The sequence below is a fragment of the Pseudomonas sp. LBUM1678 genome, from assembly GCF_059695575.1.
Genome location: NZ_CP166775.1, coordinates 883,430 through 897,980, shown reverse-complemented (window position 1 = coordinate 897,980; position 14,551 = coordinate 883,430). Strand labels below are relative to the sequence as shown.

Sequence of the window (14,551 nt, the reverse complement as noted above, 5' to 3'; positions counted from 1 at the left end):
CGGTCAGGCGAGGGGTAATTAAACGCCCGAAGCCTTGGCCGCTGCTACGTCTTTGATGGACAGCTTGATACGGCCGCGGTTGTCCACGTCCAGTACCAGTACTTCCACTTCCTGACCTTCTTTCAGGATGTCGGTCACTTTCTCTACGCGAGCATCGCTCAGCATGGAGATGTGAACCAGACCGTCCTTGCCAGGCAGGATGTTGACGAATGCGCCGAAGTCGACGATGCGCTCAACCTTACCGACGTAGATCTTGCCGATTTCAGCTTCTGCGGTGATGCCCAGAACGCGCTGACGTGCTGCTTCAGCCGCTTCCTTGGTTTCGCCGAAGATCTTGATCGAACCGTCGTCTTCGATGTCGATCGAAGCCTTGGTCTCTTCACAGATCGCACGGATGGTCGCGCCGCCTTTACCGATAACATCACGGATTTTGTCGGTGTCGATTTTCATCGCGATCATGGTCGGAGCGTTTTCCGACAGCTCGGTACGGGACTGAGCAATGATCTGGTTCATCTGACCGAGGATGTTCTGGCGCGCTTCCAGGGCTTGGCCCAGGGCGATTTCCATGATTTCTTCGGTGATGCCTTTGATCTTGATGTCCATCTGCAGCGCGGTCACACCTTTGGCGGTACCGGCTACTTTGAAGTCCATGTCGCCGAGGTGATCTTCGTCGCCCAGGATGTCGGTCAGGATGGCGAATTTCTCGCCTTCTTTAACCAGACCCATGGCGATACCGGCAACCGGTGCTTTCATCGGAACGCCGGCGTCCATCAATGCCAGGGAAGCGCCGCAGACCGAAGCCATGGAGCTCGAACCGTTGGACTCAGTGATTTCCGATACAACACGGATGGTGTACGGGAACACGTCAGCGGCAGGCAGCATGGCTGCAATCGAACGACGGGCCAGACGGCCGTGACCGATTTCGCGACGACCAGCACCACCCATGCGACCACACTCGCCCACCGAGAACGGAGGGAAGTTGTAGTGCAGCATGAACGGGTCTTTTTTCTCGCCTTCCAGGGTGTCCAGCAGTTGTGCATCACGGGCGGTGCCCAGTGTTGCAACGACCAGAGCCTGGGTTTCGCCACGGGTGAACAACGCCGAACCGTGGGTCTTTGGCAGAACACCGACTTCGATGTTCAAAGGACGTACGGTCTTGGTGTCGCGGCCGTCGATACGCGGCTTGCCGTTTACGATGTTTTCGCGAACGGTGCGGTATTCGATTTCGCCGAAAGCAGCTTTGACTTCACTGGAGGAAGGCTGGCCTTCTTCACCGGACAGCTTGGCAACCACCTGGTCTTTCAGTTCGCCCAGACGAGCGTAACGGTCGGCCTTGATGGTGATGGTGTAAGCCTGGGAGATCGCATCGCCGAACTCGGCACGGATAGCGCCCAGCAGAGCAGTGGCTTCAGGCTGTGGAGCCCAGGTCCACGTCGGCTTGGCAGCTTCGGCAGCCAGTTCTTTGACAGCGTTGATCACAACCTGGAACTCGTCGTGAGCAAACAGTACCGCGCCCAGCATCTGGTCTTCGGTCAGCTCTTTGGCTTCCGATTCAACCATCAGAACGGCTTCCGAAGTACCGGCAACGACCATGTCCAGGCTCGAAGCTTTCTGTTGTTCGTAAGTCGGGTTCAGCAGGTAGCCGGTGCTTTCGTGGAAAGCAACGCGGGCAGCGCCGATCGGGCCATCAAAAGGAATGCCGGAGATTGCCAGTGCAGCCGAGGTACCGATCATCGCAGCGATGTCCGGATCGGTCTTCTTGCTGGTGGAAACGACGGTGCAGACAACCTGCACTTCGTTCATGAAACCTTCCGGGAACAGCGGACGGATCGGACGGTCGATCAGTCGGGAAGTCAGGGTTTCTTTCTCGGAAGGACGGCCTTCGCGCTTGAAGAAACCGCCAGGGATCTTACCGGCAGCGTAAGTTTTTTCCTGGTAGTGAACGGACAGAGGGAAGAAGCCCTTGCCTGGATCGGCTTGCTTGGCACCGACTACGGTCACCAATACGCTGACGTCGTCGTCAACGGTGACCAATACTGCGCCGGAGGCCTGACGGGCGATACGGCCAGTCTCGAGGGTAACGGTCGAGTGACCGAACTGGAATTTTTTGATTACCGGGTTCACGGTGTCCTACCTTCTTTTGTGGCTCTTGGGGAACTTGTCTTCTTGCGAAATTCTTGGGCAATGTCGGGAATCGGCCCAACGCCTGTCCAGGGTAAAACGACTATCCAGATAAAACTTGAGGCTGGGAGCCTGCCATGTGCCTGCGGAATCCCACTGACACACGGCAAACAACCAACCTCTAGCGCAATCGCTTATTAGCGACGCAGACCCAGGCGACCGATCAGAGCCTGGTAACGGCCCAGATCCTTGCCTTTCAGGTAATCCAGCAGCTTACGGCGCTGGTTTACCATGCGGATCAGACCACGACGGGAGTGGTGATCTTTACCGTTGGCCTTGAAGTGACCTTGCAGCTTGTTGATGTTGTGGGTCAGCAGTGCAACTTGCACTTCTGGCGAACCAGTGTCACCAACAGCTTGCTGGTAGTCAGCTACGATTTGAGCTTTTTCTTGAACGTCGAGAGCCATGAGGCAATCCTTTTATCAGGAAACTGTTTCAGAGAAACAGCTTCAACAGGCCAGGGACAAATCCCTGTATCTATAAATGAGTAGTGACCGTGCCTGTTAACAGCCACCCTCGCCAGCCTGCTGTTACGCAGACCGGTTCCGGTCATTCTGACCGAATCAGTCGACGCGGCGCGATGCGCCCGTCTTCGCTCACTTCACCGATACCGATGAAGCGACCGTTGTGATCCTGTACCCGTACCATGCCGAACTTCGGTGCATCCGGGGCTCGTACCGGTTGGCCGTTAAGCCAGTAGAACGAGCTGTGCTCCGAGAACTGCAACAGTGGCCAATCCAGCAGGCCGCTGTCCGATGGCATCAGGAAGCGGTCGACCGCTTCGTTGCCGCCTTCGGCATGTACCGCTTCCAACTCTTCAAGCGTGACCGTCTGCGCCAGCGTGAAAGGCCCGGCCTGGGTACGTCGCAATTCAGCCACGTAAGCGCCACAACCGAGTTGCTCACCGATATCCTCCACCAGGGTGCGAATATAGGTGCCTTTGCTGCAATCCACCGCAAGCCGCGCAGTATCACCCTCAAAGGCGAGCAATTCCAAGCGCGCAATAGTAACAGAACGCGGTTCGCGCTCCACTACTTCGCCTGCACGGGCCAGCTTGTACAGCGGTTGGCCATCACGCTTGAGCGCCGAGTACATCGGCGGTATCTGACTGATTTGCCCACGAAAACCCGGCAATACAGCTTCGACATCGGCGCGACCAACGGTCACCGGACGCTCCTGCAAAACTTCACCTTCGGCATCGGCCGTGGTGGTGGTCTTGCCCAGTTGCGCCAGGGTTTCATAAGCCTTGTCGGAATCAAGCAGGTACTGGGAGAACTTGGTGGCCTCACCGAAGCACAACGGCAACACGCCGGTGGCCAGCGGATCGAGACTGCCGGTATGACCGGCCTTCTCGGCGTTCAGCAACCAGCGAACCTTCTGCAACGCGGCATTGGAGGTAAACCCCAACGGCTTGTCGAGCAGAATGATACCGCTGACGTTACGACGGATACGTTTGACCTGAGCCACCGATTACTCCTTGGCGTCTTCGGGTTCAGCCGCTACCGGGTGCTGATTGTCTTCAGCCACCGCACGCTCGATCAGGGCCGACAGGTGCGCGCCACGCACGACGCTTTCGTCGTAGTGGAAGTGCAGCTGAGGAACGCTGCGCAACTTCATCTCGCGAGCCAACTGCATACGCAGGAAACCGGCGGCGGAGTTGAGCACCTTGATGCTTTGTGCGATGTCTTCGGCGTTGTCCTGGCCCATCACGGTGATGAAGATCTTGGCGTGACCGACGTCACGGCTGACTTCAACAGCGGTAATGGTGACCAGGCCGACGCGCGGATCTTTGACTTCACGACGGATCAGCTGTGCCAGCTCACGCTGCATCTGATCGCCGATACGTTGGGTACGGCTGTATTCTTTTGCCATGTCTTGTTACCTGTTACTGCCCCACGGTGAAACCCGAGGGGTCTGAAAGCGGCAAACGCCCGGCCTGACAAAAGCCAGACCGGGCGTTGCGTTTAGAGTCCTGACGCGGTGCCGCGCATCTGCATGCGGCGGCTTGGCGTGGCCCTTGAAGTGCGCGAGTTAGAGGCTGCGAGCAACCTGAACCTTCTCGAAGACTTCGATCTTGTCACCGACTTTGACGTCGTTGTAGCTCTTCACGCCGATACCGCATTCCATGCCGGCACGTACTTCGGAAGCGTCATCCTTGAAGCGGCGCAGGGATTCCAGCTCGCCTTCGAAGATAACGATGTCTTCACGCAGTACACGGATTGGACGGTTACGGTGAACAACACCTTCGATAACCATGCAACCGGCGATCGCGCCAAACTTCGGCGAACGGAACACGTCACGCACTTCAGCGGTACCCAGGATGTTCTCGCGAACATCGCTGCCCAGCATACCGGTGAGGGCTTTCTTGACGTCTTCGATGATGTCGTAGATCACGTTGTAGTAACGCATATCCAGACCTTCCTGCTCGACGATCTTGCGAGCGCCAGCATCGGCACGCACGTTGAAGCCGAACAGTACAGCGTTGGAGGCCAGTGCCAGGTTAGCGTCGGACTCGGTGATACCACCCACGCCGCCACCAACAACACGCACTTGCACTTCGTCGTTACCCAGGCCGTTCAAGGCACCGTTCAACGCTTCCAGCGAACCACGGACGTCAGATTTGAGGACGATGTTGAGCGTCTTCTTCTCTGCCTGGCCCATGTTTTCGAAGATGTTTTCCAGCTTGCCAGCGTGAGCGCGAGCCAGTTTGACTTCGCGGAACTTGCCTTGACGGAACAGAGCCACTTCACGGGCTTTCTTCTCGTCGGACAGCACGCTCATCTCGTCGCCAGCGTCCGGGGTACCGTCCAGGCCGAGAATTTCGACAGGGATGGATGGACCGGCTTCCTTGATTGGCTTGCCGTTCTCGTCGAGCATGGCACGTACACGGCCATAGTTCGAACCGACCAGCACCATGTCGCCTTGGCGCAAGGTACCGTCTTGAACCAGAACGGTTGCAACCGGGCCACGACCTTTGTCGAGACGCGATTCAACTACAACACCACGGCCTGGAGCCGACGGAGTTGCTTTCAGCTCCAGAACTTCGGCTTGCAGCAGAACAGCTTCGAGCAACTCGTCCACGCCGGTACCGACTTTCGCCGAAACCGATACGAACGGGGTGTCGCCGCCCCACTCTTCCGAGGTCACGCCGTGAACCGACAGTTCGCTACGGATGCGATCGAGATCGGCGCCCGGCTTGTCGATTTTGTTCACAGCAACGACCAGTGGAACACCGGCAGCCTTGGCGTGCTGGACAGCTTCAATGGTCTGCGGCATCACGCCGTCGTCCGCTGCAACGACCAGGATCACGATGTCAGTCGCCTTGGCACCACGGGCACGCATTGCGGTAAACGCAGCGTGACCCGGGGTATCGAGGAAAGTGACCATGCCGCGGTCAGTTTCAACGTGGTACGCGCCGATGTGCTGGGTGATACCGCCGGCTTCGCCAGCAGCTACCTTGGCACGACGGATGTAGTCGAGCAGCGAGGTCTTACCGTGGTCAACGTGGCCCATTACGGTCACAACCGGTGCACGGGAGAACGACTCACCTTCAAACTTCAGGGACTCGGCCAGGGAATCTTCCAGGGCAGTGTCGCTAACCAGGGTCACTTTGTGGCCCAGCTCTTCAGCAACCAGTTGGGCAGTTTCCTGATCCAGTACCTGGTTGATGGTCGCTGGGGTACCCAGTTTGAACATGAACTTGATGATTTCAGCTGCCTTGACCGACATCTGCTGGGCGAGATCGCCGACAGTGATGGTCTCGCCGATCTGCACATCACGCACGACAGGGCCGGTTGGGCTCTGGAAACCGTGGGCGTTGCGTTTTTTCAGCTTGGCCTTGCCGCGACCACCACGACGGAAGCTATCGCTTTCTTCGTCGGTAGTACGTGGGGCAACGCGTGGAGCAGGCGCTTTCTCTTTGACCGAGGCACGATGCGGAGCGTTTTTACGCTCGCCGTCGCCACCACCGCTGCGACGATTGTTATCGTCGGCACGTGGTTTATCCGGTCGGCGCTGTTCGTTCTGCTTGTTGCGAACGTCAGCAGACGGTGCTGGAGCAGCGGCTACAACCGGCGCGCTTTCGCGTACTGGTTCGGCAACTGCAGCAGGCGCTGCAACGGCGTCGTTAGTAGCGGTTTGCGCAGCAGCAGGCTGGCGACGCGCTTCTTCTTCGGCGCGACGCTTGGCTTCTTCTTCAGCCTTCTGACGTGCAGCATTGTCTACTGCGCGACGTTCATCCAGTTCGCGTTTGCGCTCGGCTTCGATTTCTTCCGGGCTGCGCTGTACGAAGACTTTCTTCTTGCGTACTTCAACGCTAATGCTTTTGCTGCCAGCAACACGCAGGGTGCTGGTGGTTTTGCGCTGCAATGTAATCTTGCGCGGTTCTTCCACTTTCGCCTTGTGGCTGCTCTTCAAGTGAGTCAGCAAAGACTGCTTCTCACTATCGCTCACACCTTCATCGGCGGCGGTGTGCGGCAGACCTGCCTCACGCATCTGCTGCAACAGGCGCTCCACCGGTGTTTTGACCTCATCGGCCAGTTGTTTCACCGTGACTTGCGTCATGCACTTCTCTCCTCAGGCCGCGCCTAATTACTCGAACCAATGGGCTCGGGCGGCCATGATCAACTTGCCGGCACGATCATCGTCAATGCCGTCGATGTCGAGCAGATCGTCAATAGACTGCTCGGCCAGGTCTTCGCGGGTAATTACGCCGCGCACCGCCAGTTCCATCGCCAAATCCTTGTCCATACCCTCAAGCGAGAGCAGGTCTTCGGCCGGATGGGCGTCTGCCAGCTTTTCCTCAGTAGCGATGGCTTTGGTCAACAAACGATCCTTGGCACGAGCGCGAAGCTCGTTGACGGTTTCTTCGTCAAAGCCATCGATGTTGAGCATTTCCTCCACCGGTACGTAGGCAATCTCTTCCAGGCTGGTGAAGCCTTCATCTACCAGCACCTGTGCCAGGTCTTCGTCGACTTCCAGCTCGTCGATGAAGTTGCGCAGGATGTCGCCGGTTTCTGCTTGCTGCTTAGCCTGGATGTCCGATTCGGTCATCACGTTCAGGGTCCAGCCAGTCAATTGGCTAGCCAGACGCACGTTCTGACCACCACGACCGATGGCCTGAGCCAGATTGTCTGCGCCAACGGCGATGTCCATTGCATGGGCATCTTCGTCAACGATAATTGCCGCAACCTCAGCCGGGGACATGGCGTTGATTACGAACTGAGCCGGGTTGTCGTCCCACAGGACGATATCCACACGCTCACCGCCCAACTCACCCGACACTGCCTGGACGCGCGAACCGCGCATACCGATGCAAGCGCCTTGCGGGTCGATGCGTTTGTCTTTCGAGCGGACCGCGATCTTGGCGCGCGAACCCGGGTCACGGGACGCAGCCATTACTTCGATCAGGCCTTCAGCGATTTCCGGCACTTCGATGCGGAACAACTCGATCAGCATTTCCGGCGCGGTACGCGACAGAATCAGCTGCGGGCCGCGGTTCTCGGTGCGGATTTCCTTGAGCAACGCACGCAGGCGCACGCCAACCCGGAAGGTTTCGCGGGAGATGATGTCTTCACGAGCCAGCAACGCTTCAGCGTTGTTGCCGAGGTCGACGATCACGTTGTCGCGGGTCACTTTCTTCACGGTGCCGGAGATGATTTCCCCCAGGCGCTCGCGATAGGCGTCAACGACTTGAGCGCGCTCGGCTTCGCGAACTTTCTGCACGATGACTTGCTTGGCAGTCTGTGCAGCGATGCGGCCGAACTCGATGGATTCAATTTTTTCTTCGACTACATCACCGACCTGGGCGCCAGGGTGCGTTTCGGCAACCTTGCTCGGCCAGGTTTCGATGGCCGGATCATCCAGGTCTGCTTCTTCGACGACCGTCCAGCGACGGAATGTCTCGTAAGCACCGGTGTGGCGATTGATTTCCACACGCAGATCGACTTCGTCCTCGAAACGCTTTTTGGTAGCAGTGGCCAGAGCCAGCTCCAGCGCTTCAAAAATTACGTTTGCCGGTACGCCCTTTTCATTGGATACCGACTCAACAACCAGCAGTACTTCTTTGCTCATCGTACGCCTCGCCTTTCGCAAGCCATTGGATCCGCGGGATCCGCGTCTCAGTCAAAACTGGGAATAATGTTGGCCTTGTCGATCATATCGATCGGCAACAGGAACTCATGGTCTTCTACCTGCACCACGACGTCCTGCTCTTCTACACCGCGCAGAAGGCCCTGAAAGTTGCGTCGTCCTTCAAAAGGCGAGCGCAGCTTGATCTTCACTTGTTCACCGGCAAATTTTGCAAACTGCTCAATAGTGAACAGTGGGCGTTCCATGCCAGGCGAGGAAACTTCAAGGGTGTATTCAACGGCGATTGGATCTTCAACATCCAGGACACCGCTGATCTGACGGCTGACGATGGCACAATCGTCCACCAGCACACCGCCCTCTTTATCAATATAAACGCGCAACATTGAGTGGCGACCTTGAGCCGAAAACTCAATACCCCAGCATTCATAGCCCAGGGCCACGACCACCGGGGCCAACAAGGCCTGCAACTCTTCTAGCTTGCTCGACACCTGAACCCCCTCGTGCATGTATGTGCATGCTATGCAAAATAAAAAAATGGGCGAAACGCCCATCCTTGAAACGCCGTCGAACAGCGGCGTAGAAAGTGTCCAGCTAACAAAAAGCCCCTTAAAAGGGGCTCCTTAAACTGGTTGCGGGGGCCGGATTTGAACCGACGACCTTCGGGTTATGAGCCCGACGAGCTACCAGACTGCTCCACCCCGCGACAAAGCTGGGGCGGAAGTATACGACCGATCCCTAACAGGGTCAATGTAACCTTCCACCTACAAGAAAGCCCGCAACAGCGGGCTCTCCTGATAATTGGTACCGAGAAGGGGACTCGAACCCCTACACCCTATGGGCACAACCACCTCAAGGTTGCGTGTCTACCAATTCCACCACCTCGGCAATACTACGTTTGAAACCCTTCTTACTTTTGCTCTTGAGCTGGAGGCACGTCAGTCGCTGGAGTAGCCGACTTTTGCTCTTGAAGCACCGGTACATCATCAGAAGCCGGTTGTTGCTTTGGAACTTCCAACACTGCCGGATTTGGTAAACCTACTTGAGTCAGCTGTTGAGCTCTCTCTTTAGCAAAGTAACCTAACCCTAAGCTGGTTATGAAGAAACCGGCGGCAAGTATAGCAGTAAACTTACTAAGAAAGGTAGAGGAACCTTGGCTTCCGAACACAGTATTTGAAGCACCTGCTCCGAAAGACGCGCCAGCATCCGCACCTTTACCCTGCTGCAGCAATACCAGAGCAACTACGCCCAATGCACCCAGCAGATGAAAAACGACTACGACTGTTTCCAGCATTTTTTCAGTTTCCCGCGGCGCGACAGATCGCACCGAACTCATCTGCATTCAGGGAGGCTCCACCAATGAGCCCCCCATCGATATCCGGCATGCCGAACAGTTCGACCGCATTGGCCGCCTTCACGCTGCCGCCGTATAGAAGCCGCACACCTTGTGCGACCTCAGAATTCTCTGCCGCCAACTGCGCGCGAATGGCTGCGTGCACATCCTGCGCCTGTTGCGGCGAAGCAGTCAGCCCGGTGCCAATGGCCCAGACCGGCTCGTAAGCAATTACTGCATTTGCAAATGCACCGACACCCAGCTCCTCTATGATACTGCCTAGCTGACGCCCGACAACCTCAAGAGTTTTACCGGCTTCGCGCTGCTCAAGGGTTTCCCCTATGCACAACACCGGAATCAAGCCACATGCCTGTGCCGCTGCGAACTTGCGAATCAGCATACCGTCCTGCTCGCCCATAATCTGGCGGCGCTCGGAGTGCCCGACAAGTACCAGGGAACACCCTGCATCCACCAATTGACTCGGCGCGATTTCACCGGTCAGTGCACCTTGCATGGATTCCACCGCAGAGTTCTGCGCGCCGACCAAAATCGACTGACCTTTCAAACCATCAATCACTTGATTGATATGCAAGCAAGGCGGGAATACCGCTACATCAACACCGCTCGGCAAGGCCAGATGACGAAGGCCATTGATCAGCTCAGCGACGCTGGCGCGGGTACCGTGCATCTTCCAGTTACCAGCTACCATAGGGCGACGCATGCTGTACCTCGTCGGTCAAAGTGGGCGCAGATGTTACCCAACACAATCATGGCTGGCAAGCCGAATTCAGGCAGAAACTTCACTAACCAGTTTTGCCAGCTCTTCGGCGTAACCACGAACCTGTGTTTCGTCCTCGCCTTCGACCATGACCCGCACCAGCGGCTCCGTCCCGGACTTGCGCAACAGTACGCGCCCACGACCAGCCATAGCCTCGGTGACACGGGCACTGGCTTCCTTGACCGACGGATGATCGAGCGGACTCGCCCCGCCGCCGAACCGGACATTGATCAGCACCTGAGGGCACTTGCGCAACGCCTGACGGGCCTGAGCCAGACCTTCCGAGCGAGTTTTCAGCGCCATCAGCACCTGCAATGCAGCGATGATCGCATCACCTGTGGTGGTGTGATTGAAGCAGACGATATGACCCGAGTTTTCACCGCCTACCAGCCAGTTGCGCTCCAGCAAGTCGGCGATCACATAGCGGTCGCCAACGTTGGCACGCACAAAAGGAATCGACAAATCCGCCAGGGCCAATTCCAGCCCAAGGTTACTCATCAATGTGCCGACCACGCCACCTTGCAGCTTGTCGCGCTCGTGCAGGTCGCGGGCGATGATGTACAGCAGTTCATCACCATCAACAATGGCGCCCGTGTGGTCGACCATCAAGACGCGATCACCGTCACCGTCAAAGGCAATACCCAGATCGGCATGCTCGGCCAATACGGCAGCCTGCAATTGACCCATATGGGTCGAACCGCAATTGTCATTGATGTTCAAGCCGTTAGGTTGAGCGGAAAGCACAACGACTTCGGCACCCAGTTCACGGAACACGCTGGGCGCAACCTTGTAGGTCGCGCCGTGAGCGCAGTCGATCACGATTTTCAGGCCCGCGAAGCTGGTACCGGTCGGCACGCTGCTCTTGCAGAATTCGATATAGCGGCCAGAGGCGTCGTTGATTCGCGACACTTTACCGATCTTGCTCGACTCAACCACGGTCATCGGCGTGTCGAGCAACTCTTCGATCATCAGCTCGACTTCATCCGGTAGCTTGGTGCCCTTTCCGGAGAAGAACTTGATGCCGTTGTCGTCGTGAGGATTGTGCGAGGCACTGATCACGATACCGGCTTCAGCATGAAAGGTACGCGTCAGGTAAGCGATCGCCGGAGTCGGCATCGGGCCCAACAGCATCACGTCAGCACCTGCCGACGTCAGCCCGGCCTCGAGCGCGGACTCGAACATATAACCGGAGATCCGGGTGTCTTTGCCAACCAGCACCTTGCAGGCGCCCATTTTGCGGAACGCCATGCCTGCAGCCCAGCCAAGCTTTAGCATGAAATCAGGAGTAATCGGGTATTCGCCGACCCGACCACGAATACCGTCGGTGCCAAAATATTTTTTGCTCATAAGTGCTCCATCATTCTTATTCGGCTGATTCCACTGCGGCGATCATCCGCACTACGTCCACTGTTTCAGCTACATCATGGACGCGCAATATACGCGCACCCTTGGTCGAAGCCAGCGCCGCAAGCGCCAGACCGCCAAACAGGCGTTCTCCAACCGGGCGATTCAAGGCCTGGCCAATCATGCTCTTTCGCGAAACCCCGACCAACAGGGGTCGCCCCAAGGCATGCAGCTCTTCCATATGTTTGAACAAGCTTAGATTGTGCTGCAAGGTTTTCGCGAATCCAAAGCCCGGATCAAGAATAATCCGCTCAGCCGGTATTCCCACCAACGCACATTGGGCCATGCGCTCGGCAAGAAACTCGCCGACCTCCTTGGTCACGTCTTGATAGTGCGGATTGTCCTGCATGTCGCCCGGCTCTCCGAGCATATGCATCAGACACACTGGCAATCCGGTGGCAGCTGCCGCATCCAGGGCGCCGTCTCGACGTAGCGAACGCACATCATTGATCAAACCCGCTCCCAGCCGTGCGGTTTCGCGCATGACCGCAGGAGTGGAGGTATCGACCGAAATGATCACATCCAGTTCGCGATGGATTCGCTCAACGATAGGCGCCACACGCTCCAGCTCTTCAAGCGGCGAAACCGCCCTTGCACCGGGCCGCGTCGATTCGCCGCCGACATCGATCAGCGTGGCGCCCGCCGCAACCATCGACTCGGCGTGGCGCAGGGCCGCATCGAGCTGGCTGTATCGGCCGCCGTCAGAAAAGGAATCGGGAGTGACATTGAGAATGCCCATGACATGCGTCTGGGCCAAATCAAGAACCCGGTTGCCGCAAGGCAACCGGGTCGAGGACTGAACAGAAGTCATTTCAAGCCTTATACGTCAGCAGCCGGACCGCCAATCGGTGTTTCCGGACGCTCGTCCTGCACCACCGGAGGTGTCCCGGAAGTACCGCTACCGCCACTCGACCAGTCGCGTGGTTCGCGAGGCGTACGACCAGCCATGATGTCATCGATCTGATCGGCATCGATCGTCTCGTACTTCATCAAGGCATCGGCCATGGCATCGAGCTTGTCGCGGTTATCCGTGAGGATTTGCTTGGCCGTGCCGTAGCACTGGTCAATGATGCTGCGCACCTCGGAATCGATCAGCTTGGCCGTCTCACCAGAGAAGCTTGCACCCTGACCACCGCCGCCGCGACCGAGGAACACTTCGCCCTCGTCTTCGGCATACATCAGTGGACCGAGTTTTTCCGACAAGCCCCACTTGGTCACCATGTTCCGCGCAATCTGGCTGGCACGCATGATGTCGTTGGAGGCGCCAGTGGTAACACCGTCGAAGCCCAGGGTCATTTCTTCAGCGATACGGCCACCGTACAGCGAGCAGATCTGGCTGATCAGTGCGCGCTTGGACAGGCTGTAGCGATCTTCTTCCGGCAGGAACATGGTCACGCCCAGCGCACGACCGCGCGGGATGATCGAAACCTTGTAGACCGGATCATGCTCTGGCACGACACGACCGACGATAGCGTGACCTGCTTCGTGATAAGCGGTGTTCTGCTTCTCTTTCTCGGACATGACCATGGATTTGCGCTCGGCGCCCATCATGATCTTGTCTTTGGCCAGCTCGAATTCTTTCATTTCGACGATGCGCTTGCCGGTACGGGCAGCGAACAACGAAGCCTCGTTCACCAGGTTAGCCAAATCGGCACCGGAGAAACCAGGGGTACCACGTGCGATCACGGCCGGAGCGACGTCGTCACCCATTGGCACTTTGCGCATGTGAACCTTGAGAATCTGTTCACGACCACGAATATCCGGCAGCCCGACCACGACCTGACGGTCGAAACGGCCCGGACGCAGCAACGCAGGGTCCAGTACGTCTGGACGGTTGGTTGCAGCGATGACGATGATGCCGTCATTCATTTCAAAGCCGTCCATCTCAACCAGCAACTGGTTGAGCGTCTGCTCGCGTTCGTCGTGACCGCCACCCATGCCAGCGCCACGGTGGCGACCGACGGCGTCGATTTCATCGATGAAGATGATGCATGGCGCGTGTTTCTTGGCCTGCTCGAACATGTCGCGAACACGGCTGGCACCGACACCGACGAACATCTCGACGAAATCGGAACCGGAAATGGTGAAGAACGGCACTTTGGCTTCGCCGGCAATCGCCTTGGCAAGCAAGGTTTTACCGGTACCCGGAGGACCTACCATCAGCACGCCGCGTGGGATGCGGCCGCCTAGGCGCTGGAACTTGCCCGGATCACGCAGAAACTCGACCAGCTCACCGACCTCTTCCTTGGCTTCGTCGCAACCAGCAACGTCACCCAAGGTGGTTTTCACCTGATCTTCGGAGAGCAGGCGTGCCTTGCTCTTGCCGAAGCTCATCGGCCCGCCCTTCCCACCAGCACCGCCCTGCATCTGCCGCATGAAAAACATGAACACGGCGATGATCACCAGGATCGGGAAGCTTGCAACCAGGAGTTGAGTCCAGATGCTTTGCTGCTCAGGCTGCTTGCCTTCGACTACAACGTGGTTATCCACGAGGTCGCCGATCAAACCGTTATCCTGGATTGCAGGACGAATGGTCTTGAAGCTGTCGCCATCGTTGCGTTTGCCGGTGATCACATAGCCGTCAACTGCTACGCGCTCAACCTTGCCATCCTTGACCTGCTGGATGAAGTCGGAATAGTTGAGGGTCTGCGGCTCGTTAGGGCTGGAGAAGTTGTTCATCACTGTCACCAGGACAGCCGCGATGATCAACCACAGGATCAGATTCTTTGCCATATCGTTCAATTAACTACCCTCTGAAGCAAGCTCCG

12 protein-coding genes and 2 tRNA genes are annotated in these 14,551 nt (G+C 57.4%); all 14 read right to left on the bottom strand.

Translation table 11 applies throughout. From position 1 onward, the window contains the following. Nucleotides 1-18: 18 nt before the first annotated feature. The gene (gene pnp, locus ACA070_RS03920) at nt 19-2,124 is read right to left on the bottom strand and encodes a polyribonucleotide nucleotidyltransferase (RefSeq protein WP_497450109.1); all 2,106 of its coding nucleotides are present in this window, start codon (nt 2,122-2,124) and stop codon (nt 19-21) included. A gap of 194 nt (nt 2,125-2,318) precedes the next feature. Then, nucleotides 2,319-2,588: a 30S ribosomal protein S15 gene (gene rpsO, locus ACA070_RS03915; RefSeq protein WP_003176135.1), complete on the bottom strand. Its 270-nt coding sequence runs from the start codon at nt 2,586-2,588 to the stop codon at nt 2,319-2,321. A gap of 142 nt (nt 2,589-2,730) precedes the next feature. Further along, nucleotides 2,731-3,648 carry a tRNA pseudouridine(55) synthase TruB gene (gene truB / locus ACA070_RS03910; RefSeq protein WP_123405159.1) on the bottom strand — a complete coding sequence of 306 codons (918 nt, stop codon included), beginning with the start codon at nt 3,646-3,648 and terminating at the stop codon, nt 2,731-2,733. Nucleotides 3,649-3,651: 3 nt separating this feature from the next. Then, nucleotides 3,652-4,053 (bottom strand): 30S ribosome-binding factor RbfA, encoded by a 402-nt coding sequence (rbfA, locus tag ACA070_RS03905; protein WP_007942872.1) that lies wholly within the window; start codon nt 4,051-4,053, stop codon nt 3,652-3,654. Nucleotides 4,054-4,212: 159 nt separating this feature from the next. Next, complete coding sequence (gene infB / locus ACA070_RS03900; protein WP_497450108.1) at nt 4,213-6,744, bottom strand: translation initiation factor IF-2; 2,532 nt, start codon at nt 6,742-6,744, stop codon at nt 4,213-4,215. 27 nt (nt 6,745-6,771) lie between these two features. Next, nucleotides 6,772-8,253 carry a transcription termination factor NusA gene (nusA, locus tag ACA070_RS03895; protein ID WP_045060041.1) on the bottom strand — a complete coding sequence of 494 codons (1,482 nt, stop codon included), beginning with the start codon at nt 8,251-8,253 and terminating at the stop codon, nt 6,772-6,774. 47 nt (nt 8,254-8,300) lie between these two features. Then, a complete protein-coding gene (gene rimP / locus ACA070_RS03890; RefSeq protein ID WP_010463487.1) occupies nt 8,301-8,759 on the bottom strand; it encodes a ribosome maturation factor RimP in 459 nt (152 codons plus the stop codon). Between the two features lie 138 nt (nt 8,760-8,897). Next, a tRNA-Met gene (locus ACA070_RS03885) sits at nt 8,898-8,974 on the bottom strand. A gap of 96 nt (nt 8,975-9,070) precedes the next feature. After that, a tRNA-Leu gene (locus ACA070_RS03880) sits at nt 9,071-9,156 on the bottom strand. Between the two features lie 22 nt (nt 9,157-9,178). Further along, entirely contained in the window at nt 9,179-9,562 is a 384-nt protein-coding gene (gene secG / locus ACA070_RS03875; RefSeq protein ID WP_497450107.1) for a preprotein translocase subunit SecG, read from the bottom strand. Nucleotides 9,563-9,566: 4 nt separating this feature from the next. Next, a complete protein-coding gene (tpiA, locus tag ACA070_RS03870; protein ID WP_497450106.1) occupies nt 9,567-10,322 on the bottom strand; it encodes a triose-phosphate isomerase in 756 nt (251 codons plus the stop codon). 66 nt (nt 10,323-10,388) lie between these two features. Then, on the bottom strand, nt 10,389-11,726 hold the full coding sequence (glmM, locus tag ACA070_RS03865) for a phosphoglucosamine mutase (protein WP_497450105.1): 1,338 nt from the start codon (nt 11,724-11,726) through the stop codon (nt 10,389-10,391). A 16-nt stretch (nt 11,727-11,742) separates the two neighbouring features. Next, nucleotides 11,743-12,594 (bottom strand): dihydropteroate synthase, encoded by an 852-nt coding sequence (gene folP, locus ACA070_RS03860; protein ID WP_497450104.1) that lies wholly within the window; start codon nt 12,592-12,594, stop codon nt 11,743-11,745. Nucleotides 12,595-12,602: 8 nt separating this feature from the next. Then, nucleotides 12,603-14,516 carry an ATP-dependent zinc metalloprotease FtsH gene (ftsH, locus tag ACA070_RS03855; protein ID WP_497450103.1) on the bottom strand — a complete coding sequence of 638 codons (1,914 nt, stop codon included), beginning with the start codon at nt 14,514-14,516 and terminating at the stop codon, nt 12,603-12,605. Between the last annotated feature and the right edge of the window lie 35 nt (nt 14,517-14,551).

Bases quoted from the DNA above. Each gene is read 5' to 3' on its own strand.
- rpsO (WP_003176135.1), bottom strand. From the start codon at position 2,588: ATGGCTCTCGACGTTCAAGAAAAAGCTCAAATCGTAGCTGACTACCAG.
- rbfA (WP_007942872.1), bottom strand. From the start codon at position 4,053: ATGGCAAAAGAATACAGCCGTACCCAACGTATCGGCGATCAGATGCAG.
- infB (WP_497450108.1), bottom strand. From the start codon at position 6,744: ATGACGCAAGTCACGGTGAAACAACTGGCCGATGAGGTCAAAACACCG.
- nusA (WP_045060041.1), bottom strand. From the start codon at position 8,253: ATGAGCAAAGAAGTACTGCTGGTTGTTGAGTCGGTATCCAATGAAAAG.
- secG (WP_497450107.1), bottom strand. From the start codon at position 9,562: ATGCTGGAAACAGTCGTAGTCGTTTTTCATCTGCTGGGTGCATTGGGC.
- tpiA (WP_497450106.1), bottom strand. From the start codon at position 10,322: ATGCGTCGCCCTATGGTAGCTGGTAACTGGAAGATGCACGGTACCCGC.
- glmM (WP_497450105.1), bottom strand. From the start codon at position 11,726: ATGAGCAAAAAATATTTTGGCACCGACGGTATTCGTGGTCGGGTCGGC.
- folP (WP_497450104.1), bottom strand. From the start codon at position 12,594: ATGACTTCTGTTCAGTCCTCGACCCGGTTGCCTTGCGGCAACCGGGTT.
- ftsH (WP_497450103.1), bottom strand. From the start codon at position 14,516: ATGGCAAAGAATCTGATCCTGTGGTTGATCATCGCGGCTGTCCTGGTG.